Source organism: Microbacterium azadirachtae (assembly GCF_025583665.1).
In the GTDB taxonomy this organism is placed as follows: domain Bacteria; phylum Actinomycetota; class Actinomycetes; order Actinomycetales; family Microbacteriaceae; genus Microbacterium; species Microbacterium azadirachtae.
In genome coordinates, this window is sequence record NZ_CP099706.1 from 92,185 (window position 1) to 113,103 (window position 20,919).

21 protein-coding genes are annotated in these 20,919 nt (G+C 71.2%); 13 read left to right on the forward strand and 8 right to left on the reverse strand.

The features are described 5' to 3' along the window. Nucleotides 1-204 precede the first annotated feature (204 nt). Nucleotides 205-744 carry a 4'-phosphopantetheinyl transferase family protein gene (locus tag NFX31_RS00440; RefSeq protein WP_262956424.1) on the reverse strand — a complete coding sequence of 180 codons (540 nt, stop codon included), beginning with the start codon at nucleotides 742-744 and terminating at the stop codon, nucleotides 205-207. Between the two features lie 188 nt (nucleotides 745-932). Between NFX31_RS00440 and NFX31_RS00445 the strand changes: the two genes are divergently transcribed. From NFX31_RS00445 to NFX31_RS00470, 6 genes are all read left to right on the forward strand, one after another. Beyond that, nucleotides 933-1,943, forward strand: coding sequence for a LacI family DNA-binding transcriptional regulator (locus NFX31_RS00445; protein ID WP_262956425.1), 1,011 nt, complete (start codon nucleotides 933-935; stop codon nucleotides 1,941-1,943). A gap of 128 nt (nucleotides 1,944-2,071) precedes the next feature. Next, complete coding sequence (locus NFX31_RS00450; RefSeq protein WP_091477852.1) at nucleotides 2,072-3,379, forward strand: ABC transporter substrate-binding protein; 1,308 nt, start codon at nucleotides 2,072-2,074, stop codon at nucleotides 3,377-3,379. A gap of 67 nt (nucleotides 3,380-3,446) precedes the next feature. Then, nucleotides 3,447-4,367 carry a carbohydrate ABC transporter permease gene (locus NFX31_RS00455; protein ID WP_045249138.1) on the forward strand — a complete coding sequence of 307 codons (921 nt, stop codon included), beginning with the start codon at nucleotides 3,447-3,449 and terminating at the stop codon, nucleotides 4,365-4,367. Next, a complete protein-coding gene (locus NFX31_RS00460) occupies nucleotides 4,364-5,206 on the forward strand; it encodes a carbohydrate ABC transporter permease (protein WP_045249139.1) in 843 nt (280 codons plus the stop codon). The genes NFX31_RS00455 and NFX31_RS00460 overlap by 4 nt, the downstream gene beginning before the upstream one ends. Continuing rightward, nucleotides 5,206-7,338 (forward strand): alpha-xylosidase, encoded by a 2,133-nt coding sequence (gene yicI / locus NFX31_RS00465; RefSeq protein WP_262956426.1) that lies wholly within the window; start codon nucleotides 5,206-5,208, stop codon nucleotides 7,336-7,338. Before NFX31_RS00460 ends, yicI begins: the two co-directional genes overlap by 1 nt. 531 nt (nucleotides 7,339-7,869) lie before the next feature. Next, entirely contained in the window at nucleotides 7,870-8,073 is a 204-nt protein-coding gene (locus NFX31_RS00470; RefSeq protein ID WP_262956427.1) for a hypothetical protein, read from the forward strand. A 100-nt stretch (nucleotides 8,074-8,173) separates the two neighbouring features. On the opposite strand, the gene NFX31_RS00475 is transcribed toward NFX31_RS00470, so the two are convergent. The 4 genes from NFX31_RS00475 to NFX31_RS00490 form a co-directional block, all read right to left on the reverse strand. Further along, entirely contained in the window at nucleotides 8,174-8,932 is a 759-nt protein-coding gene (locus NFX31_RS00475) for an alpha/beta fold hydrolase (protein ID WP_045249141.1), read from the reverse strand. A gap of 66 nt (nucleotides 8,933-8,998) precedes the next feature. Next, nucleotides 8,999-10,894: a YhgE/Pip domain-containing protein gene (locus NFX31_RS00480; RefSeq protein ID WP_045249142.1), complete on the reverse strand. Its 1,896-nt coding sequence runs from the start codon at nucleotides 10,892-10,894 to the stop codon at nucleotides 8,999-9,001. After that, nucleotides 10,891-11,835 (reverse strand): hypothetical protein, encoded by a 945-nt coding sequence (locus NFX31_RS00485; protein ID WP_262956428.1) that lies wholly within the window; start codon nucleotides 11,833-11,835, stop codon nucleotides 10,891-10,893. The genes NFX31_RS00480 and NFX31_RS00485 overlap by 4 nt, the downstream gene beginning before the upstream one ends. After that, nucleotides 11,832-12,500 (reverse strand): TetR/AcrR family transcriptional regulator, encoded by a 669-nt coding sequence (locus tag NFX31_RS00490; protein WP_262956429.1) that lies wholly within the window; start codon nucleotides 12,498-12,500, stop codon nucleotides 11,832-11,834. Before NFX31_RS00490 ends, NFX31_RS00485 begins: the two co-directional genes overlap by 4 nt. Before the next feature lie 202 nt (nucleotides 12,501-12,702). On the opposite strand from NFX31_RS00490, the gene NFX31_RS00495 reads away from it, so the two are divergent. Then, entirely contained in the window at nucleotides 12,703-13,302 is a 600-nt protein-coding gene (locus tag NFX31_RS00495) for a class I SAM-dependent methyltransferase (RefSeq protein WP_262956430.1), read from the forward strand. 64 nt (nucleotides 13,303-13,366) lie between these two features. On the opposite strand, the gene NFX31_RS00500 is transcribed toward NFX31_RS00495, so the two are convergent. Together NFX31_RS00500 and argG are read right to left on the reverse strand one after the other, a co-directional pair. After that, nucleotides 13,367-13,999 carry a SatD family protein gene (locus tag NFX31_RS00500; protein ID WP_262956431.1) on the reverse strand — a complete coding sequence of 211 codons (633 nt, stop codon included), beginning with the start codon at nucleotides 13,997-13,999 and terminating at the stop codon, nucleotides 13,367-13,369. A 127-nt stretch (nucleotides 14,000-14,126) separates the two neighbouring features. Next, nucleotides 14,127-15,575, reverse strand: coding sequence for an argininosuccinate synthase (gene argG, locus NFX31_RS00505; protein ID WP_045249148.1), 1,449 nt, complete (start codon nucleotides 15,573-15,575; stop codon nucleotides 14,127-14,129). A gap of 190 nt (nucleotides 15,576-15,765) precedes the next feature. On the opposite strand from argG, the gene NFX31_RS00510 reads away from it, so the two are divergent. From NFX31_RS00510 to NFX31_RS00535, 6 genes are all read left to right on the forward strand, one after another. After that, nucleotides 15,766-16,026, forward strand: a complete 261-nt coding sequence (locus NFX31_RS00510; protein ID WP_045249149.1) for a hypothetical protein — start codon at nucleotides 15,766-15,768, stop codon at nucleotides 16,024-16,026. A 19-nt stretch (nucleotides 16,027-16,045) separates the two neighbouring features. Beyond that, nucleotides 16,046-16,810 (forward strand): ABC transporter ATP-binding protein, encoded by a 765-nt coding sequence (locus NFX31_RS00515; RefSeq protein WP_045249150.1) that lies wholly within the window; start codon nucleotides 16,046-16,048, stop codon nucleotides 16,808-16,810. Nucleotides 16,811-16,874: 64 nt separating this feature from the next. Beyond that, nucleotides 16,875-17,186: a hypothetical protein gene (locus NFX31_RS00520; protein ID WP_045249151.1), complete on the forward strand. Its 312-nt coding sequence runs from the start codon at nucleotides 16,875-16,877 to the stop codon at nucleotides 17,184-17,186. Then, a complete protein-coding gene (locus NFX31_RS00525; RefSeq protein ID WP_262956433.1) occupies nucleotides 17,183-18,661 on the forward strand; it encodes a hypothetical protein in 1,479 nt (492 codons plus the stop codon). The genes NFX31_RS00520 and NFX31_RS00525 overlap by 4 nt, the downstream gene beginning before the upstream one ends. Continuing rightward, nucleotides 18,654-19,328 (forward strand): hypothetical protein, encoded by a 675-nt coding sequence (locus NFX31_RS00530; RefSeq protein WP_262956434.1) that lies wholly within the window; start codon nucleotides 18,654-18,656, stop codon nucleotides 19,326-19,328. The genes NFX31_RS00525 and NFX31_RS00530 overlap by 8 nt, the downstream gene beginning before the upstream one ends. A gap of 98 nt (nucleotides 19,329-19,426) precedes the next feature. After that, nucleotides 19,427-20,098 carry a response regulator transcription factor gene (locus tag NFX31_RS00535; protein WP_139168284.1) on the forward strand — a complete coding sequence of 224 codons (672 nt, stop codon included), beginning with the start codon at nucleotides 19,427-19,429 and terminating at the stop codon, nucleotides 20,096-20,098. 52 nt (nucleotides 20,099-20,150) lie between these two features. Here NFX31_RS00535 and NFX31_RS00540 read toward each other — a convergent pair whose 3' ends face one another. Further along, nucleotides 20,151-20,903 carry a Pr6Pr family membrane protein gene (locus NFX31_RS00540; protein WP_262956435.1) on the reverse strand — a complete coding sequence of 251 codons (753 nt, stop codon included), beginning with the start codon at nucleotides 20,901-20,903 and terminating at the stop codon, nucleotides 20,151-20,153. Nucleotides 20,904-20,919 lie beyond the last annotated feature (16 nt).

The following is a 20,919-nucleotide window of genomic DNA, read 5'->3' on the forward strand; positions in this document are numbered from 1 at the left end:
CAACGATGACGGACCCGTTCGCCTTCCGGACGGACGCCGGCTAAACCCCACGACCCGCGCTCGAGCTGACACGGGAGAAGTGCATGACCTGCTCGGAGTCGAGGTCCCGAACCCCAACCGACTCCTCAACCGAGAGTGGTGGCGGTGATGACGGTCCTCATCCTCCGTCGTTCCCGACAGCCGGTGACGATCTCGTTGAGTACGTCAAGCCCGCGGACGACAGGGGAGCTGCACCGCGAGGCTGACGACGAGCCCGGGGCCGGCCTGTACCGGCAGGATCCGGAACTCGCCGCCGCCGGGGGCGGTCGCGACGCCGCCCTCCGCGAGTCGCACTCGATCCGGTGCGACGAGCAGGCCGCGCCCGTCGGCCTTGAGCACGGCCTCGATCGCCGTCCAGCCGCGTAGGTCGGGCGGGGTCGAGGGGGCGAACAGGGCGGCGAGGTCGGGCGAGGCCCCGTCGCGCTCCGCATCTATCCCGATCGTCGCGAACCGGTCCGCCGAGGCGATCGCGACGACCGCCCAGGGCTCGGCATAGGCGACGCTCGCGCGCACCGGCGCCGACGGCAGCACCGGCCGGCCGTGCGGCCCGCCGCACACGGGGCAGCGGCGCTCGATGCGCAGGTCGGATCCCGGCGCGAGCTCGGCGGCCAGCGCGCGGATCAGGGCGTCGGCGGTCTCCCGCGGGTCGCCGGGACCGAGGGGCGCCCAGGCGACCCGTACCCCCTCGATCGTCGTCCGCCGCACTCGACCAGCGTAGGGCGGGTGCGCGAGGGGCGAGGCCGGGAGGGGCGCGGCTCGCGGGGTCCGGAGGCCGCGGCGATAAGTTGAAGCACGCAACAAACATCTTGCGCTCGCCGGGGAGGATCGCTATCGTCGGGTTGTCGAAGCGCTTCACCAGCGCCTGTACCGACCGAAGAAGACCGGAGACGACGATGGCGAAGATCCACGAGGTGGCCGAGGCCGCCGGTGTGTCGATCAGCACCGTGTCGTACGCCCTGAGCGGCAAGCGGTCGATCTCGCCGGCCACGCGCGATCGCGTGGAGCGCGCCGCGGCGCTGCTCGGCTACGAGCCGAACGCCGGCGCGCGGATGCTCGCGGGGCGCCGGACCCAGATCTTCGCGCTCACCGAGCCGTTCCGCCCCGACACGCACGCGCCGACGCACATGAGCTTCGTGCTGGCCACCTCGATCGCCGCGCGCCGGTACGACTACGACATCCTGCTGCTGACGGACGCGGAGGCGTCCGCCGGCATGCGGCGCGTCTCCGCCAGCGGGCTCGTGGACGGCATCATCGTCCTCGACGTCGCCCCCGAGGACGACAGGGTCGCGCTGTCGCGCGCGATCGACGTGCCGACGGTCTTCATCGGCGTGCCCGAAGACGTCGAGGGCCTCGTCTGCGTCGACCTCGATTTCGAGGCGGCGGCGGCGCTCGCCGTCGATCGTCTCGCAGACGCCGGCCATCGCCGCATCGGCTTCGTCGGCCATCCCGAGAGCGCCTATGCGCGGTCGAACTTCCCCCCGAGGGTGCGCCGCGGCGTCGAGCAGGAGGCCCGTCGCAGAGGCGTCGCCGTCTCCGCGGAGTACCCGGGCGAGGGCGATGAGCGGCACCGCGACATCCGCGAGGCCGTGCGGCGGCTGATCGACGACGGCGTCACCGCTCTGGCTCTGCACTGCGACGACGCGGCCCACTCCGCCGTCCTCGCCGAGCTCGCCGCGGCCGGGCTCTCCGTGCCCGCGGACATGTCGATCGTGTCGATCGGATCCTCCTTCGACACGTCGTCGTTCTCGACCCCGCTGGACCGCATCCCGCTCGAGCCCGAGTCGTCCTGCGAGCTCGCCGTCGGACTGGCGGCGCGCATGGCCGACGGCGAGTCCGTCGAACCCGGCGTGCGCCTCACCGAGCCGCGCTATCAGGCGTTCGGCTCGGTGAGCCCTCCCCGCTGACCCGAGGCCTCCGCCTCGACAGCCTTTCCCCATCCGCTCCCATCGATCCCTTTCCGCCTGTCCCTTTTCCACCACTGTCCCCTTTTCCAACACTGTCGAAACGCTTCGACAACATCACGGAGGTAGCAATGAAGCACACCCGAATCCTCGCGGCCGTCGCCGCGACCGCCGCCGTCGCCGCGGCGCTGACCGGTTGCAGCGGCGCGAGCGGCAGCAGCGACGACACCGACGGCGCCGGCAAGACCCTGCGCATGTGGCACTACGAGGGCGCCGACAGCGCCATGGGCAAGGCCTGGGCCGAGGCCGTCAAGGTCTTCGAGAAGGAGACCGGCGCCAAGGTCCAGTTCGAGGAGAAGAGCTTCGAGCAGATCCGCTCGACCGCGAGCCAGGTGCTCAACTCCGACCAGGCTCCGGATGTGCTCGAGTACGCCAAGGGCAACGGCACGGCCGGCCTGCTCTCCAGCCAGGGACTGCTCGCCCCGCTCGACGACGCCGTGAAGAAGTACGGCTGGGACAAGAAGCTCGCCTCGAGCCTGCAGACCACGGCCAAGTACGACGACAAGGGCATCATGGGGTCGGGCAGCTGGTACGGCGTGCCCAACTACGGCGAGTACGTCGAGGTCTACTACAACAAGACGGCCTTCGAGAAGGCGGGGGTCGCGGTGCCGACCTCGCTCTCCGAGTTCGAGGCGGCGATGAAGACCTTCGCCGCCGCCGGCCAGACGCCGCTGTCCGAGTCGGCGGCGGAATACCCGCTCAGCCACCTCTGGTACCAGCTGGCGCTCACCAAGGCGGACCGGTCGTTCGTCGACGACTACCAGCTCTACAAGCACAAGGTCGACTGGAACGGCGAGCCCCTGACCTACGCCACCCAGACCATCGCGGACTGGACGGCCAAGGGCTACATCTCCAAGGATGCGAGCGGCATCAAGGCCGAGGACGCGGGGGTCGCGTTCATCAACGGCCAGTCCCCGATGTTCGTCTCGGGCAGCTGGTGGTACGGGCGGTTCATGACCGAGGTCAAGGGCTTCGAGTGGGGCACGTTCCTCTTCCCGGGCAGCGAGTTCACCCCGGGCTCGGCGGGGAACATGTGGGTGGTGCCCGAGCACGCCAAGAACAAGGCGCTCGCGGAGAAGTTCATCGACATCACCATGCGCCCCGAGATCCAGGCGATCCTGGGCAACAACGGCGGTGTGCCCGTCGCGGCCGACACCTCGAAGATCACGGACGAGAAGTCCAAGGAGCTCATCGAGAACTTCAACACCGTGACCAAGCGCGACGGCCTCGCCTTCTACCCCGACTGGCCCACGCCCACGTTCTACGACCAGGTGAACGCCGGAATGCAGGAGCTCATCAACGGCACGAAGTCGCCGGCGGAGGTCCGCAAGCAGCTGGGCGAGCAGTACGCCGCCGGCGTCAAGGACATCGTCGGCTGAGCGTCTCGGGGCCGCCGCACGCACGGCGGCCCCGAGACCGCCCGACGACTCCCGAAAGGACGACGGCATGGCCGAATCGCACAGCCTCCTCCCCGGATCGCGCCCCCGCGCGTTCTGGCCCTACCTGCTCCCGGGGCTGACCCTGCTCATCGTGATCATCGTGATCCCGCTGGGCTGGAACATCTTCCTCACATTCACCCGGTATCGCGGCATCCGACCTCCGCAGTGGATCGGCCTGAAGAACTGGCAGACCCTGTTCGGCGACGACGTGTTCTGGACCTCGTTCGGCAACTCGGTCGCGATGATCCTGGCGATGGTCGTGGTGCCGACGCTGCTCGGCCTGCTGCTGGCGGCGATGCTGTTCGACCTGATCGGCAAGAAGTTCGGCGGCCGGGTCGCGAGCTTCCTGCGCGCCACCTACTACCTGCCGCAGATCCTCCCCGCCGTGATCGCCGCGATCGTGATCGGCTGGATCCTGCGTCCGAAGAACGGCGCGCTCAACCAGGTGCTGGAGGCGGTCGGGCTCGGTGCGCTGCAGCACAACTGGCTCGGCAGCGCCGACACGGCGCTCGTCAGCATCATGGTGATCATGGTCTGGGTGCAGCTGGGCTACCCGGTCGTCATCTTCATGGCGGCGCTGCAGCGGGTGGATCCGGAGCTGTACGAGGCGGCGGAGCTCGACGGCGCCAACTGGTTCCAGAGGTTCCGCGCCATCACGGTCGGCATCATCCGGCCCGAGATCTTCGTCGTGACGCTGACCTGCACGATCGCCGCGCTCAAGGTCTTCGGACCCGTCTACGCCCTGACCCGCGGCGGCCCCGGAACCTCGACCATCGTGCCGGCCTACTACGCGTACAGCGAGTTCTTCCAGTCGCAGCAGGTCGGCTACGGAGCCACCATCGCGACCGCGCTCACCGTCGTGATCGCCGTCGTGAGCGTGGTGTTCATCCTGGTGCAGAACCGCATGGAGAAGGAGGAGGCGCGATGAGCCGCGGAGGGATCGCGCGACGCCGCCCGTCCGACTGGGTCATGCTCGTGGCCGCGATCGCACTGGGTCTTCTGATCGCGGTGCCGCTGCTGCTGATCCTGATCAACTCCTTCAAGTCGCCGGGCGACTACAACACGTCCGGACCGCTGTCGCTGCCGAAGGAGCTGTACTTCGACGGGATCGGCGCGTTCTGGAACCGGGTCGACTTCCCGCTCAAGCTCTGGAACAGCTTCTTCATCTCCGGCACGGTCGCCGTGCTGGCGGTGGGGCTGTCGATGCTCAACGCCTTCGCGCTCGGCATCGGCCGGGTCAAGGGGCGCCTGTGGATCGTGGTGCTGATCCTGCTGGCGAACATGCTGCCGCAGGAGGTGCTGCTCTACCCGCTCTACTTCCTCTTCAAGCAGGTGGGGCTCTACGACAACCCGTGGTCGGTGATCATCACGTTCACCGTGATCCAGTCGGCCTTCGGCACGTACCTGCTGGCCTCGGTGTTCGGCACGTTCCCCAAGGAGGTGCTCGAGGCCGCGGCGCTCGACGGCGCCGGACGCTGGCAGGTGCTGTGGCGCGTGGTGTTCCCGATCTCGCGGCCGACGCTGTCGGTGCTGCTCATCTTCTTCTTCATCTGGACGTGGAACGAGTTCCTCATCCCGCTGACGTTCCTCGTGTCGAACGCGAACCAGACGGTGCCCGTGGCGATCACGGCCCTGCAGGGCGACCGGCTCATGGACGTCACCACGACGAGCGCCTCGGCGCTGCTCGGTCTGCTGCCGACGCTCGTCTTCTTCCTCATCTTCCAGCGCACGCTGACGCGTGGCATCACGGCAGGAGCAGTCAAGTAATGAAGTTCACCGACGGGTTCTGGCAGCTGCGTCCCGGAGTCGAGGCCCTCTACGCGCAGGAGGCGCGCGATCTCGTCGCGGCCGACGGCGAGCTCACGATCTGGGCGCCGACCAGGGTGATCGCGTCCCGCGGCGACACGCTCAACCGGCCGCTGCTGACGGTCTCGCTCGCGAGCCCTGCCGAGGGAGTGATCCGGGTGCGCATCGAGCACCACCGGGGTGCGGCGGGATCCGGCCGGGGATTTGGATTCGACGCCGACCCCGGGCACCGTGCCGAGGCGCGGCTCGACGACGACGGCGGTGTGCTCGACGCGGGATCGCTGCGCGCCCGCGTCCGTCGCGGAGCCCCGTGGCAGCTGTCCTTCGAGCACGACGGCGGCGTCTACACGACCAGCGGGCACCGGTCGATCGGCGCGATCGGCCTCTCACCGCAGGCCGCGGTCGTGGCCGAACCGGTCGGATCCGACGGCATCAGCTGCACCGGGAAGGCCGAGGCGGACGACTACGTCCACGCCCAGCTCTCCCTCGATGTCGGCGAGCTCATCTACGGGCTCGGCGAGCGGTTCGGCCCCTTCGTGAAGAACGGGCAGACCGTCGACGTGTGGAACTCCGACGGCGGCACGTCGAGCGAGCAGTCGTACAAGAGCATCCCGTTCTACCTCTCCAGCCGCGGGTACGGCGTGCTCGTGAACGATGCGGGCCATGTCTCGTTCGAGGTCGGATCCGAGGCCGTCGAGCAGGTGCAGTTCTCGGTGGCGGGGCAGAGCCTGGAGTTCTTCGTGATCGCCGGTCCCACCCCGGCCGAGGTGCTCGATCGGTACACGCGCCTCACCGGCCGGCCCGCCCGGGTGCCGGACTGGTCGTACGGGCTGTGGCTGTCGACGAGCTTCACGACCGACTACGACGAGGCGACCGTCAGCGCCTTCATTGACGGGATGGCGCAGCGCGACATCCCGCTGGAGGTGTTCCACTTCGACTGCTTCTGGATGCGGGAGTTCCACTGGACCGACTTCGAATGGGATCCCGCGGTGTTCCCGGATCCGGAGGGCATGCTGGCGCGCCTGCACGAGCGGGGGCTCCGCGTGAGCGCATGGGTGAACCCGTACATCGCGCAGCGTTCGCGGCTGTTCGACGAGGGGCGCGAGCGCGGGTACCTCGTGCGTCGTCCGGACGGATCCGTGTTCCAGTGGGACCTCTGGCAGGCCGGGATGGCACTGGTCGACTTCACGAACCCCGAGGCCACGGCGTGGTTCCAGGGCTACATCCGGGGGCTGCTGCGGCAGGGCGTCGACGCCGTCAAGACCGACTTCGGCGAGAGGATCCCGACGGGGCTGGCGTGGCACGACGGCAGCGACCCCGAGGCGATGCACCACCGCTACACGCACCTCTACAACCGCGCGGTGTTCGATGTGCTCGTCGAGGAGCGCGGGGAGGGCGAGGCCGTGCTGTTCGCGCGCTCGGCGACCGCCGGAGGGCAGGCCATGCCGGTGCACTGGGGCGGGGACAACTCCTCCTCGTTCGTCTCGATGGCCGAGTCGCTGCGCGGCGGGCTGTCGCTCGCGCTCAGCGGCTTCGGATACTGGAGCCACGACATCGGCGGCTTCGAGGGGGATCCGGATCCCGCCGTGTTCAAGAGGTGGCTCGCGTTCGGGCTGCTGTCCAGCCACTCGCGCCTGCACGGATCCACCAACTACCGGGTGCCGTGGGCGTTCGACACCGGCGAGGAGGAGCCGGGGCAGAGCGCAGTCGACGTCGCGCGCGCCTTCACGAAGCTCAAGCGCTCCCTGCGGCCCTACCTCGTCGCGGCCGGCGAGGAGGCCCATCGCAGCGGACGCCCCGTGATGCGCCCGATGGTGCTCGAGTTCCCCGACGATCCGGCGGCGGGCCACCTCGACCGGCAGTACATGCTGGGCCCCGACCTCATGGTGGCGCCGGTGTTCACCGCGTCCGGCGACGTGGAGTACTACCTGCCGCGCGGACGGTGGACGAACTGGTTCACGCGCGAGGAGACGGAGGGAGGCGGCTGGCGCCGGGAGACGCACGCCTTCGACTCCGTGCCGCTGTGGATCCGCGAAGGCGCCGTGATCCCCGTCGAGGACGAGCACGGCGTTCGCGCGGAGGTGCGGGGCTGAGGCCGCTCCCCGCGGGCCCCGGCCCGCGATCCGCGCATCCCTGAGCCGACCCGCCGCGTCGACCCGATCCCTTCCGGAATCGGTCCTCGACGCGGCGGCCTGGGGGCGAGTAGCTTCTCGCCATGGGAGACCACGTCGACGAACGGGTGTTCACCCGGCAGGATCGCACGCTGTTCCGCGAGAAGACGGCGCGCTGCCTCGACGCGCTCGCCATGATGCTCGCCGACGGACAGTTCGAGATCTCGGAGCCGCGGCTGGGCCTGGAGATCGAGCTCAATCTCGTCGACGACGCCTGCGACCCGGCCATGGCGAACGAAGCCGCCCTCGACGCGATCGCCGATCCGGCGTTCCAGACCGAGCTCGGCCAGTTCAACATCGAGATCAACGTCGAGCCCCGGCCGCTCGCAGGGCGCAGCGTCACCGACCTGGAGCACTCGCTGCGCGCGTCCCTCAACGCAGCCGACGCGAAGGCGCGCGGCGCCGGGTGCGGTCTCGCTGGCGCTCGCCGCCGAGGGGCTCGACGGGTACGGCGTGGATCCGGCCGAGCGCGATCGCTACCTCAGCGTCATCGAGCAGCGCTGCCTCACCGGACGCAACGGCGCGGTGTGGCAGCGGGAGAACGTCGCCGCCCGCGAGCGCGCCGGGGAGACCCGGTCCCAGGCGCTGCACGGCATGCTCGCCGACTACCTGGAGCACATGCACGCCGGAGCCCCCGTGCACACCTGGGAGCTCTGACCCTCCGGCCGGCGGCGGGATCTCGTTCGTCCGATGGTCGTGGATTGCGGGTTTCAGGGCACCGAAGCCGCAATCCGCGACCAGTGAGCGCGGGTAGGGATCAGATCCGGGAGAGGAAGTCGTGGATCCGGGCGGCGGCGGGCTCCGCGTCGCGGATCATCGTCTCGTGACCGCAGCCCGGGATCTCCGCGAACTCGCCGCGCGGGATCGCCTCGGCCACGGCCTGGGTCCAGGCCCGGGGAGAGACCGGGTCGCGCTCGCCGCGCAGGACGAGCGTCGGCACGGCGATGCGCGGATAGACCTCCTCGGGGCGATGCGCGACGGTGGCGCGGATCTTGCGGACGATGTGCGGTCCGGCGCGCAGGTACTCCCGCACGCCGCGGATCACCACCCGGGGGTCGATCGATGCGGTGTCGTGCAGGAAGCGCAGCGCCTGCCGCGCGACGCGGCGGGCACCGGCGTCGACCGTCGGCGCCGCGAGCACGACCGCGCGCACCCGGTCGGGGTGGCGCACCGCGAGCTCGGCCGCCACCTGGCTGCCCATCGAGTGCCCGATCACGATGACCGGCGGCGTGCCCGTGGCGGCGAGATGCGCGGCGATCAGGTCGGCGTGCTCGGGCATCGTGAGCGGCAGCTCGGGCTCCGGCGCCGCGCCGAACCCCGGGAGGTCGACCGCGACGACCGTGCCGTCGAGCCGGCGCGCGAGTTCTCCGAACACGCTGCGGCCCATGCCGAGGCCGTGCGCGAGCAGGAAGACGTGCGACCCGGATCCGGTCCTCTCGGCGATCAGGGTCGACGAGCCCTCGGAGAAGGCGGCGACGCTCCCGCCGAAGGCCGGCGTCAGGTCGGGAGTGCTCACTCCTCCACTCCATCACATCCGGCGTCGCTCGCCGTCCCCACCGCTCGCACCGTCCGCGCCCCGGGCTCAGCCGATCAGGCTGGGCTGCAGGTCGCGCAGGGTGCGCTTGTGGGTCATCCTCGTCACGCCGATCATCGCGACCAGCAGGGATCCGACGAGCCAGATCCCGAGCACGCCCAGATCGGTCATCGCCCGGCCCACTTGACCGCCGTACATGAGCTGGCGCATCGCATCGACGACGTATCCCATGGGGAGCACGTGGTGCAGTGCGGCCAGCGGCGCCGGCAGGGTCTGCCAGGGGAACGTGCCGCCCGCCGTCACGAGCTGCAGCACCATCAGCACCAGGCCCATGAACTGCCCGACGGATCCGAGCCACACGTTCAGCGCCAGGATGATCGCGGCATACGTGGCCGACGCGACCACCATGATCCCGAGCGCACCCCAGCCGTTCTGGAAGGTGAACCCGAGCGCCCAGGCGAGCACGCCCAGCAGGCCCAGCATCTGCAGGGCGCCGAATCCGGCGGGCGTGAGCCAGCCGGCCAGCGTGATCCGGATCGGCGAATGCAGGGCCGTCACGGCCCGCCGCGAGATCGGCTTGATGATGAGGAACAGCGCGTAGATGCCGATCCAGCCGGCCAGCGCCGCGAAGAACGGGGCGAGCCCCTGTCCGTAGTCCTTGGCGGCGGCGACCTTGTCGCTGGACACGTCGACGGGGTTCGCGATGGTCTTCGCCTGCTGCTCGCGCAGCTCGGGGGTGGACGACGGGATCGCGTCGACGCCGGCCTTCAGCCCGTCGCGCAGCGTCGCGATGCCGTTCGCCAGCGTGCCGAGGCCGTCGTGCAGCGCCTTCGCGCCGTCGCGGGCGCTCGCCGCGCCGGTGCTCAGGGCGGCAGCGCCCGATGCGGCGGTCTGCGCGCCGTTCGCGAGCTGCTGCGACTTGTCGGCGAGCGTCGCGCTCCCCGACGCCACCTGGGCGCTGCCGTCGGCGAGCTGGTCGATCTTGCCGACCGCGCCCTGCACCGTGTCGTTGCCGTTGCGGAGCTTGTCGCCGAGCGGATCCAGCTTCGCCAGCACCGCGTCGACCTCCGCCGGGGAGAGGCCGCGGTCGGCCAGCGCGGTCGCGATGTCGCTGCGCACCTGCGGCAGCGCATCGGTCGCCTGCTGCACCAGGGATCCGGCCTCGTTCGCATACTGCGCGAGCTGCTGATTGCCGGCGCTCACCTGCTGCGCGCCGTCGGCCAGCGTCGCCGCGCCGTCCGCCAGCTGCTGCGAGCCGTCGGCCAGCTGCTGCGTGCCGCCGGCGAGCTGCGCCGCGCCGTCGGCGAGCTGCGCGGTCCCGTCGGCGAGCTGACCGCTGCCGCTCACGGCCGTGTTCGCGCCGTCGAAGAGCTTGCCGGCGCCGTCGGCCGCCTCGCCGAGCTTGGCGCGCACGTCGCTGAGCCCCGTGAGAAGCTTGTCGGCCGCCTCCTGTCCCACCATCTCGGCGACCGATCGGCGGATCTTCTCGACCGCGCCGGATCCGATCGACGACGCGAGGTAGTTGTTGGCGTCGTTGGTCTCGAGCTCGATCCGCGCCTGGTGCGGGCTCGTGCCCGAGGACGAGAGCAGGGCTTCGGAGAAGTCCTTCGGGATCGTCACCGTGAAGTCGACGTCGCCGTTCTTGAGCGCCGCGCGCGCGGCCGGCGCGCTCAGGCGCTGCCAGTCGAACGCCTTGCCCTCGACGAGGTTGTCCGCGACCTTCTCGCCGTAGTTCGTGGTGGTGTCGCCGGAGGTCGCCCCTGCGTCGTCGACGACGAGTCCCACCGGGACCTCGGTGAACTTGCCGTAGGGATCCTGGTTCGCCCACAGGTACAGCCCGCCGTACAGGATCGGCACGGCCATCAGGGCGATCAAGGCGATCACGGCCATCGGCGACGCGGTCAGCCGGCGCAGCTCGGCGCCGATCATGGCGGGGATCTTCATCGCTCGGCTCCGTTCTCGGTCTCGGTGGGGTGGTCGGTGGCGGTGTCTTCGGTCCCTGAGCTCGTCGAAGGCACGTCGTCGGGGGTGGTCGCTTCGACAGGCTCAGCGACCGGCTCGGTCGCCTCGGGGTCGTTGAGCGAAGACGCTGCAGGCGCCTGAGACGAAACGCGGTGCTCGTCGGGTGGCGGCGTTTCGTCTCGCTCCGGCTCCGCCGGTGCGCGCTCATCGTCCAAGGGCGGGAGCAGCTCCTCATCCTGCCCCGCGTCGATCGCGGTCGTGGATCCTGTGATGTCCGCGAGCGGACGCACGGGCACCGTGGCGTTGGACGGATAGTCGGTCTCGAGCGCCTCGGGCAGCTGCTCGATGACCGCGGCGGCCGAGCCGCCCACGATCACGAGCACCGCGAATCCGCGGTCCGCGAACTCGGACGCGATGCGCCACCAGCCCTCGGGTCGCCCGCCGTGCCGATCGGGGGAGACCAGCACGAACCCCTCGACGTCGTCGCGGAGCACGGCGAGCTCGGCCATCACGCGCACGCGCACCGACGGCTTGATCGTGCCGATCGGCTGCGAGGCGAGCTCGGCGAAACCGATCTGCTCCAGCCAGCGCCGCGCGTGCAGCGGGGTCGCGGGGAGGCCGGCGAACATGAGCTCCTCGCCCACGACCGCGGCGAGGGTGACGCCCGGGTGCGGGTCGCTCACCTCGGGCGCGTCGACGAGGGCCATCCGGCGGCGCAGGTCGCGGTCGTTGCGGGTGCCGTCGATTGTGACACGCCCGCTGTCGGGGCGCATCCGCCCGGTGGCGATGAGTCCCAGCACCGTGGGACGCAGCTCGGTCTCGGCGAGGACGAAGCGGGCGTGGCCCGTCTCGATCTCGAGGGAGGTGGTGGGCAGCGCGTGGCCCTTCTTGCCCTTGCTGACCTCGTGCACGGCGATTCTCATGCGCGGCCCTCCTCGGCGGGAATCGTGGCAAGCGTATCGGGCGCCACGGTCGCCGCGAGCTCCGGGTGGGCGGCGAGCAGTGCGTCGATCTCCCGCCAGCCGAGACCGGCGATGCTGAGCACGGCACGCACGGCGATGCCGGCGGCGACGGGGGAGGAGGCGTCGGTGCGGGTGACCACGGTGCGGGCGCTCTCCTCGATGAGCCGGGCGAGGGTCGGCGCGGTCATGTCCTGCCGCAGCTCGCCGTCGTCCTGTCCGCGGCGCACGAGCGCGGCGAGCACGCGTCGCAGCGGGGCGAGCGCGGTGGCCGTCTCCTCGACGTGCGCCTCGTCGAGGGCGATCGCGGCGGCGACCTGCACGTGCGCCGCTTCGCGCCACAGGTCGGCGGTGAGCCGGGCCAAGGCGATGCGGCTGTCCGGATCGTCGACGCGCTGCGCGATGGCGTTGAAGCGCGCCGCCCCGGCCGAGATCAGGGCGTGCACCAGTGCGGTGCGGTCATCGAAGTGTCCGTAGAGCGCGCGCCGGCTGAGCCCGGCGGCGCGCGCGATCTGGTCGACGGACGCGTGCGGGTCTGCGGCGAGGGCCTGTGAGGCGGCGGCGAGGATGCCGGCCCGGTTCTCGGCGGCATCCCGGCGCTGCCGGCGGGGTGCGATGGTGTCGGTCACCGGACAAGTGTACAGCTAAAGTGCACACGAGTGTGCAAGTTATGGATCTTTCTCCGGGCCAACGCCCGTTGTGGCGAGCGACGATCTTGGTTCAGGCCCCGCGCGGGATCGCCGGGCGACTGCCTACCGTGGAGCCGTGATCTCCATGGATCCAGGACGGACGGGCTTCGGTGCTCCACGGCGCGCAGGAGGAGCCGTCGGGGTGGACGGTGTGAAGTCCGCCGCCTCGGCGTTCGCCGCGGTCCTGCTGCTCCTGATCTGCGGATCCGCCCTCGTCTCGCAGTCCTGGGCGCTGCACGCCGTCTGCGCCGTCGCCGTGATCGCCGCCGGGGCGCTGCTGCGGGCGTTCTGGTACACGGAGGGGCCGGGCGGGCTTCTGCTGTGGGCGCGCCTCATCGGCGGGGTGCGCCTGCGATCCGGCGCGCAGATCCTGGCGCTCGGGACGACGCCGGGGCAGGTCCCGCTCATGCTGTCGTCGCGGTTCCCCTCGGCGGCGACGACGATCGGCGGATCCGCTCCCTGCGCGCACGGGCGCCGTCTTCCCTATGCGGATCGGCAGTTCGCGCTCGTGGTGCTCCAGCTGTCCGGCGTCGGCGATCTTGAGCGCGAGCAGCTGCTCTGCGAGGCGGCCCGGGTGCTCGCGGGCGACGGGAGCCTTCTCGTGCTGGACTACGGGCGGGCGTCCAGGGACGAGGCTCTCCTGCGCGCCTGCGGCCTCCGTGTCCGACGCGTGCGCCCCGGGCGGCTGGGTGGCCGGGGCGGCCCACTGGTGCCCTCGGCCGCGGTGGTGGCGGAGGCGTGACGCGCCGCCTCTGCAACGGGAGCCGGTTCGACCGCGGTCGCGGGGCGGGTTCGACGGCGGACGGTCAGGCGAGGAGGAGCCGGACGGCCTCGATGACGGCGCCGGCGCCCGAGGAGGCCAGCGCCTGCGAGACCGCGGGCTGGGTGATGCCCTCGGCGGCCGCGAGGTCGCGCTGGAAGACGCCGAGGCAGCGGCCGTAGGTGAGGCGGCGGGTGCGGGCGCTCATGTCGCTGATGAGCTGGTCGCGGGTCAGCAGCGCGATGTTCGCCTGGTGGGCGAGGAGTCGCGCCGCCTCCGGCTGCGCCTCGTGCACGGCCACCCAGGTGCGGGCGCCCGGAACGGTGCGCTTCTGCAGGGCATGCACGTGCTCGATCGCGGTGCGCGCCGCCCACCAGCCGGGTCCCTCCGGGAGGTCCCCCGCGGCGGAGGCGATCTCCTCGACGGGGCCGACGCCCACGCCGAACCGGCAGTCGACGTGGTCGGGGAGAGCGAGGCGCAGCAGGGTCAGCGCCGCGAGCGCCGCGTCGAGCGTCGGGTAGACGCCCTGCTGCTCGTCGCCCACGGTCGGACGCAGCGGGCTCGTCGCGAGCGGTCGGTCTCTCTCGACCCGGGCGATCGTCTCGTCGAGGGCCTGCTGGGCGCCCGCGCGGTCGTCGAGCGCGCGGGAGCCGACGATGTCGAGGATGACGGCGAACATGCGGAGAAATCTATCACTTATTTCCGCAAGATATAAGTGATTCCTTATTGCCTGCTCGCGATGAGCTCCGAGCTTCTTCGACCGCCGAGCGGACCGATCGGCGGCAGCGCTTCGGCTGCGCGCCCGCTCAGTCGGTGCCGGAGTCGAACGCGGCGCCCTCGCTGGCCGCGTCCACCGCGTCGGCGAGAGCCTCCTCGGTCTCGGCCAGGGTGGTGCCCTCGACCGACTCCGTGATCTCGTTCGCCTCGCCCGCGGTCACGCGGCCGACGAGCTCGCCCGTCGCGCCGCCGACGAGACCGAGACCCGCGTACTGCTCGAGGCGGGCGCGCGAGTCGGCGATGTCGAGGTTGCGCATCGTGAGCTGGCCGATCCGGTCGACGGGCCCGAAGGCGGCGTCACCGACGCGCTCCATCGAGAGCTTCTCGGGGCCGTAGGAGAGGTTCGGCGAGACGGTGTCGAGGATCGTCCAGTCGTCGCCGCGGCGCAGGCGGATCGTGACGGTGCCGGAGATCGTGGATCCGACCCAGCGCTGGATCGACTCGCGCAGCATGAGCGACTGCGGCTCGAGCCAGCGTCCCTCGTACATGAGCCGGCCCAGGCGGCGGCCCTGCTCGTGGTAGGTGGCGAGCGTGTCCTCGTTGAGGATGCCGTTGACGAGGCGCTCGTAGGCGATGAACAACAGGGCCATGGCGGGCGCCTCGTAGATGCCGCGCGACTTCGCCTCAATGATGCGGTTCTCGATCTGGTCGCTCATGCCCAGACCGTGACGGCCGCCGATCGCGTTCGCCTCCTGCACCAGCGCGACCGGATCCGTGTACGAGACGCCGTTGAGGGCGACGGGGCGTCCTGCCTCGAACGTGACCGAGACGTCCTCCGTCTCGATCGCGACGGAGGGATCCCAGAACTTCACGCCCATGATCGGGTCCACCGTCTCGAGCGAGACGTCGAGGTGCTCGAGCGTCTTCGCCTCGTGCGTGGCGCCCCAGATGTTGGCGTCGGTCGAGTACGCCTTCTCGGCGGAGTCGCGGTACGGGAAGCCGTGCGCGACGAGCCACTCGCTCATCTCCTTGCGCCCGCCGAGCTCGGTGACGAAGTCGGCGTCGAGCCACGGCTTGTAGATGCGCAGACGCGGGTTGGCGAGCAAGCCGTAGCGGTAGAACCGCTCGATGTCGTTGCCCTTGTAAGTGGAGCCGTCGCCCCAGATGTCGACGCCGTCCTCCTTCATCGCGCGCACGAGCAGCGTGCCGGTGACGGCGCGGCCGAGCGGCGTCGTGTTGAAGTACGTCTTGCCGCCGGAGCGGATGTGGAAGGCGCCGCAGCTGAGGGCGACGAAGCCCTCCTCGACGAGCGCGGTCTTGCAGTCGATGAGACGCGAGGCCTCGGCGCCGTACTCCAGCGCGCGCCCCGGGATGGAGGCGATGTCGTCCTCGTCGTACTGGCCCAGATCCCCGGTGTAGGTGAAGGGGATCGCACCCTTGTCGCGCATCCACGCGACGGCGACGGAGGTGTCGAGGCCTCCCGAGAAGGCGATGCCGACGCGCTCGCCGACGGGCAGGGACTGGAGGACCTTGGACATGCCTCGATTCTAGAGGTCGCGGCTCGGCCGTCTTGCTGCGCGCGGCCTCTGTTGCGGCTAGCCGAAGGTAGCGGGAGAGCGACACCAAGGTCTCGGTGATTCGGGACCAATGGCGGAAGCGACGGCGATCGCTCGATCCCTAGCCTGCAGGAACAGCCCATTCCGGGGCTCGGAACGAAGGGAGGGTCGCATGTCAGTGATCGAGGCGACCGCAGTACTGCACAACGGCATCGCCGGTGCGATGGCGGCGGGCGAGGAGCGGGTGCGGCGCCTGCTGCTCGTGCGCCGCGACAGCTACGTCTGGCTCATCATCATCGCCATCGCGATCGTGATCGCGCTGGGCCTGATGACGGCGTGGTTCGTCTACTGCCGCAACGAGGGCGGCTGGCCGGCGCTGGACATGCCGTCGTGGACGTCGGGCGGCACCTGGAAGATGTACTGCGCCTCCTAGGCCGGGAAGAGGACACGACATGGTGACGGAGGCAGCGCTCAGCGCCGAGGCGCTCTCGAAGAGGTACGGCGCGCGGACGGTTCTGGACGACGTCTCGATCGAGGTGCGTCGGGGGCGGATCCACGGTCTGCTCGGACCCAACGGGTCCGGCAAGACGACCGCGCTGCACATCGTCACCGGACTGATCCGCCCCGACCGGGGGCGCGTCCGCGTCCTGGGCATCGACGGCCAGGACAAGGCGAGCCGGGAGGAGGTCGGGTTCGCCCCTGACGACCTGCCTCTTCCCGGCGCGCTGACGGGACGGGAGTTCCTCCTGTTCCACGACGCGCTGCGCGGGCGCGACGATTCGGCGCGGGCCGCCGTGCTGACGGAGATGCTGGGGATCTCGGGCGACCTCGACACTCCCGTGGCCGAGTACTCGCACGGGATGCAGCGCAAGCTGCAGCTCGTGGCGGCCGTGATGCACGAGCCGGCCGTCCTCATCCTCGACGAGCCGTTCCGCGGCCTTGATCCCGACGCGGCGCGGGGCGTGCGGCGTCTCCTGCTCGCCTACGCCGCCGGCGGTCGCGCCGTGCTCGTCGCGACGCATGACATGCTCCGCGCGGAACGCGACTGCGACGAGGTGACCATTCTCGACCACGGTGCGGTCGTCGCAGCGGGGGCGCCCGACCGGCTGATGGCCGAGGCCTCCTGCGGGTCGCTCGAAGACGTCTTCCTCCACGTGACGGGGCGGGCCGACGACGCAGACGCCCGGGCCGATCGGATCGCGGCGGTGTTCCGCTGACCTCACCGCGCGCGGGCGCCGCCCGCTGTGCGCAAGAAGCACCTGAAAGAGAAAGGCACGTCCCATGACCTCCGGATTCCGGATCCTCCTCCACTCCTTCGCGGGGCTCGTGCTCGGGGTCTGCGTCGTGTTCCTCGCCATCGCCGCGTCGCTCGTCATGGCCTTCACCACCGCCGGCGACGTGACGATCCCCGGAGTCATCCGCATCTGGCGCGCGACCGAGAACGGCGCGACCGCGCTGAACTTCGTGCCGAACATCGCCGGCATGGGGATCGCGGTGGTCCTGATCGCCGGTCTGTACGTGCTCGCGAGCACGCTCCTGGGAGCCCGCGTCCGCCGGGCATCGGAGGCCGCGCACCCCGAAGCCGCCCGATGAGGGCGGTCGCCGCCGTCGCGGTGACGCTGTGGGTGCGGGAGGTCGCCCGGGTGCTCGGCACGACGACGCGGAGGGTCATGGTGGCCGCGGCGGTCTCCTGCGTCCTGCTGATCCTCTTCGGCCTGGGACTGGCGCTCGTGGCCGGCGCGCAGCTGGGCGACGGGATCGCCGTGGAGCTGCGCCTCTCACTCGCGCGCACGTCGTTCTCCGCGGCGGCGATGACGGCCGGCATCGTCGCGGTGATCCTCTGCCTCTCCGCGCCGCCCCGGACGGCACTGCAGAACCTGCTCGACCTGCTTCCGATCTCTCGCACGGCCGCCCGTCTCGGACAGCTCGCCCCCGTGCTGGTGTCCGGACTCGTCTACAGCGCAGCCCTGACCAGCACCGCCGTCGTGGTCGTGCTGCGGACGAGCGCGGGAGGCGCCGACGCCCTGCGCGGGATCGCCTCCTACGTCGTGCTGCTCGCGAGCTTCCTCCTGGGGGCCGTCGCGGCCTTCACCGCCCTGCAGGCCGCCGCGGTCGCGCTGCTCCGGCTGCCGGTCCCCTACGCATCGACGTTCTCCGGCGTGGTCGCCCTCGCGGGGGTGCTCGCCCTCACCGCCCCGGACATCCTGGCGCTGCGACCGTCCCCGTCCGACGGCGGAGGACTCGCCGATCTGCTGCCGGCGCGCGCGTTCGCCCGCCTCGCCGCGGCGCCGGATCCCGCCTCCGCGGCGGCGTCCGTGCTCTGGGCCGTGTTCGCCGTGGTGCTGCTCTGGCGGGTGTCGCGGCACCACGTCCCCGGCGCGCCGCGGGCCGCGATCCGGCTGCTCCGCCGTACCCGACCGATCCGGCGCACGGCCTGGTGGGGGCAGCTCTGGGCGGAGCTCCTCATCGCGGTGCGCACCCCGCAGTTCGTCGTCACCGCTCTCCTGCTCCCGCTCGGCATCCTGGCCGTCTGGGTGCTCGCCCGGACGGTGCCCGCGTCGGCCCTCGTCGTCCCGACGCTGGCCGGATCGCTCCCCGTGCTCCCGTTCGTCCTCGCCGTCAACGCCGTGGGGCGCACCCTGCCCACGCAGTGGCTGTCGCGCCTGGCCGGAGGCGATCGAGTGCCGGTGCTCGGGCCGAAGGCGGTCGCCGCCGGGTGCGCGGGCGTCGCGCTCGGGGCGCCGGCGCTCGTCGCGGTGCTTCTCGCCGGGCTGATCCCGGCCACGCAGATCCCCGACATCGCGGTGCGGTGCGCGCTGGGACTGGCCGCCGGCCTGCTGTGCGGCGCGATCGTGCCCTACAGCGAGGAGCAGCCGCTCTCCGCCTCCGCCGCCGGGTTCCTGCTCGCGTTCGTCTACATGTCGATCACGCTCGCGTCCGGGTGGGTGGCGGGGATCGCGGCGCCGGGCACCGACCGCGTGCTGATCCTCGCGGCGATCACCGTGCTCGCGGCCCTCTACGCCGGGATCGCGGCGCGGCAGAGCCGGCGAGAACCCACTCGTGCTTGACGTCCGCCGCGTGGTGCGGGGCGGGGTGAAGGAGCGAGACGGCGTCCTGATCTGCTCGGCCCTGGGACTGCGTCAGCGGGGATCCGATCCGGAGGCCGTGGCGGACGGCCTTTGCAGCGACGAGCTCTTCGTGCGCCTCGGCGGCCGCTCCTGGCGCCTGCCGCCCTGGTTCACGAGCAGGTCGCGGCAGCTGCCGTCCGGCACCCTCCCCGCGGCGATGGCCTGCCTGCGTCATTTCGGGTCGGGCATGAGCCTGATCCTCGCGACCCTGGGCGTCGCCTTGGCCGTCGGGGTCGCCTTCCGGCTCCTGGCGCTCATCGCCATGGCATCCATCGGCCTCGTGCTCGCCGCATCGATCCTCGTGCACGAGCTCGGCCATGTGCTCGCCTACCGGATCCTGATGGGCGCGAAGGCGCCCGCGGTGCTGATCGTGCGCGGCGCCTCGTGCCGGGTGCTGCGACTGTCCGGACCGTGGCGGGCGGACGTGACGGTCGTGCTCGCGGGCTCGGCGGCTCCGGTCGTCGCGGCGGCCTGCGCCTGGCCCCTGTTCGGCCTGGCGCCCTCGGCCGTGCTGCTGGGCACGCTCATCGCCCTCGGCCACGTGGTCGGCCTCGTGCTGCCGCTCGGGGACGGCGCTGCTCTGCGGGAGATCGCACACGGTCGCTGAGCAGGTGCATCCTGCGTCTCGCCGACTACGGTAAAGGAAACTGTGCTGTAGCCTGAGGCGGGATTCTGATCACAGCTGGGGGGCTCATGATCAACACGGTGTCGGCAAGTGCGTTCCCGACGGCCATCGTCGTCTCATCGGACGGACTGATGGGCTCTGCGCTCTCGATGATCCTGTCCGCCGAGTCCGGCCGGCCCGTGGAGCTGGTGGCGTCGATCGAGAGCGCGACCGCCTCCTGCGCGCGGCGCGCGGAATCGGGTGAGACGACGCCCGTCATCGTGTTCGATCTCGCGCCCGCCGAGTGGCCGACGTTCGAGACCTGCGCGGCGCTGATCACCGCGAACGCGCAGGCGCCCGTGATCGTCGTCGCCCCCGTGGAGCCGTTCGGGCGGATCAGGGAGCTCTTCGGGCTGGGCGTGCGGGGGATCGTCGGCAGGGACGCCGAGCCGGACGAGCTCGTGCGCGCGGTCAGGGAGGCGGCGGAGGACAACGTGTTCGTCTCGCGGCGGGTGCTGCACCGCCTCGTCGACCACGTCATCTGCTGCCCGGGACGCAGGGCCGGCGACGTCGCGCGCGAACTCGAGCAATTGGCCCCGCGCGAGCGCGAGATCGTGCAGCTGCTCACCCGCGGCATGACGAATCGCGAGATCGCGACGGACCTCCATCTGTCGGAGGCGACGGTGAAGGCCCACCTCGGCCGCGTCATGACGAAGTGGCAGGTGCGCGACCGGCTCCAGGTGGTGCTGCACGCGCTCGATCGGATCCCCTGAGCGGCGCGCGCATCGCGGCAGGCTGAGCGGATCGATCCCCGCGATCCCGGTCTCAGCGTCCGCGTCTGCGGGAGAGCCAGATCACGCCGGCGCCCACCGTGAGGATCGACACGGCGATGCTCACGATGTAGCCCGAGACCCCGAGGTAGCCGCCGGGAACCAGGGACGGATCCAGGAACGGGTACGGGTACCAGCCCGTCTTGCCCGTGCGCGGGCTGATCACCAGGTTCGCCCGGATGAGCGTGTACACGGCCCACACGATCGGGAACGCGGCGACGATGCCCAGCACGCCCCAGCCGAGGCAGCGTCGGCGCGGCGCGAGCAGCACGTCGGCGAGGAGGAGCAGCGGGCCGACGACGTGCATCATCTCGTTCGCCCAGGCGACGGTCGATCCCTGCGGCAGCTCGATCCCGCGCAGCAGCAGGTTGTAGACGATGCCGGTCACGATCATGTATGTCGAGACGCACGCGAGCAGGATCGCCAGTCCGCGCGGCTCGACGGGGTCCGCCTCCGACGGGCCGCCGGCGACGCGCAGGCCCCAGATCGCGGCGACGATGAGCACGATCGCGGACGCGACGTTCGACTCGATCGTGAAGAAGCTGAGGAAGTTCGCGACGACGGTGGGGATGTGGGAGCCATAGGGAGTGGTCGCCTCGAGCGCGTTGCCGACCGTCACGATGAGCTGGTGCGTGACGGCGGCGAGGATCGCGAGCGCGCCGACGAGACGCACGATCGACCACGTCCTCGTGCCGATCGTGAAGCGGGCGGGGCGGGCCGCGGTGCGCTCCTGCGCGGAGATCTGCATGCCTTGAAGATAGCGG

What these genes read in the sequence shown, in the direction of transcription:
- NFX31_RS00520 (WP_045249151.1), top strand. Translation starts at nt 16,875, where the DNA reads ATGACCTCCGGATTCCGGATCCTCCTCCACTCCTTCGCGGGGCTCGTG.
- NFX31_RS00460 (WP_045249139.1), top strand. Translation starts at nt 4,364, where the DNA reads ATGAGCCGCGGAGGGATCGCGCGACGCCGCCCGTCCGACTGGGTCATG.
- NFX31_RS00450 (WP_091477852.1), top strand. Translation starts at nt 2,072, where the DNA reads ATGAAGCACACCCGAATCCTCGCGGCCGTCGCCGCGACCGCCGCCGTC.
- yicI (WP_262956426.1), top strand. Translation starts at nt 5,206, where the DNA reads ATGAAGTTCACCGACGGGTTCTGGCAGCTGCGTCCCGGAGTCGAGGCC.
- NFX31_RS00445 (WP_262956425.1), top strand. Translation starts at nt 933, where the DNA reads ATGGCGAAGATCCACGAGGTGGCCGAGGCCGCCGGTGTGTCGATCAGC.
- argG (WP_045249148.1), bottom strand. Translation starts at nt 15,575, where the DNA reads ATGTCCAAGGTCCTCCAGTCCCTGCCCGTCGGCGAGCGCGTCGGCATC.
- NFX31_RS00510 (WP_045249149.1), top strand. Translation starts at nt 15,766, where the DNA reads ATGTCAGTGATCGAGGCGACCGCAGTACTGCACAACGGCATCGCCGGT.
- NFX31_RS00455 (WP_045249138.1), top strand. Translation starts at nt 3,447, where the DNA reads ATGGCCGAATCGCACAGCCTCCTCCCCGGATCGCGCCCCCGCGCGTTC.
- NFX31_RS00480 (WP_045249142.1), bottom strand. Translation starts at nt 10,894, where the DNA reads ATGAAGATCCCCGCCATGATCGGCGCCGAGCTGCGCCGGCTGACCGCG.
- NFX31_RS00485 (WP_262956428.1), bottom strand. Translation starts at nt 11,835, where the DNA reads ATGAGAATCGCCGTGCACGAGGTCAGCAAGGGCAAGAAGGGCCACGCG.
- NFX31_RS00525 (WP_262956433.1), top strand. Translation starts at nt 17,183, where the DNA reads ATGAGGGCGGTCGCCGCCGTCGCGGTGACGCTGTGGGTGCGGGAGGTC.
- NFX31_RS00500 (WP_262956431.1), bottom strand. Translation starts at nt 13,999, where the DNA reads ATGTTCGCCGTCATCCTCGACATCGTCGGCTCCCGCGCGCTCGACGAC.
- NFX31_RS00515 (WP_045249150.1), top strand. Translation starts at nt 16,046, where the DNA reads ATGGTGACGGAGGCAGCGCTCAGCGCCGAGGCGCTCTCGAAGAGGTAC.
- NFX31_RS00540 (WP_262956435.1), bottom strand. Translation starts at nt 20,903, where the DNA reads ATGCAGATCTCCGCGCAGGAGCGCACCGCGGCCCGCCCCGCCCGCTTC.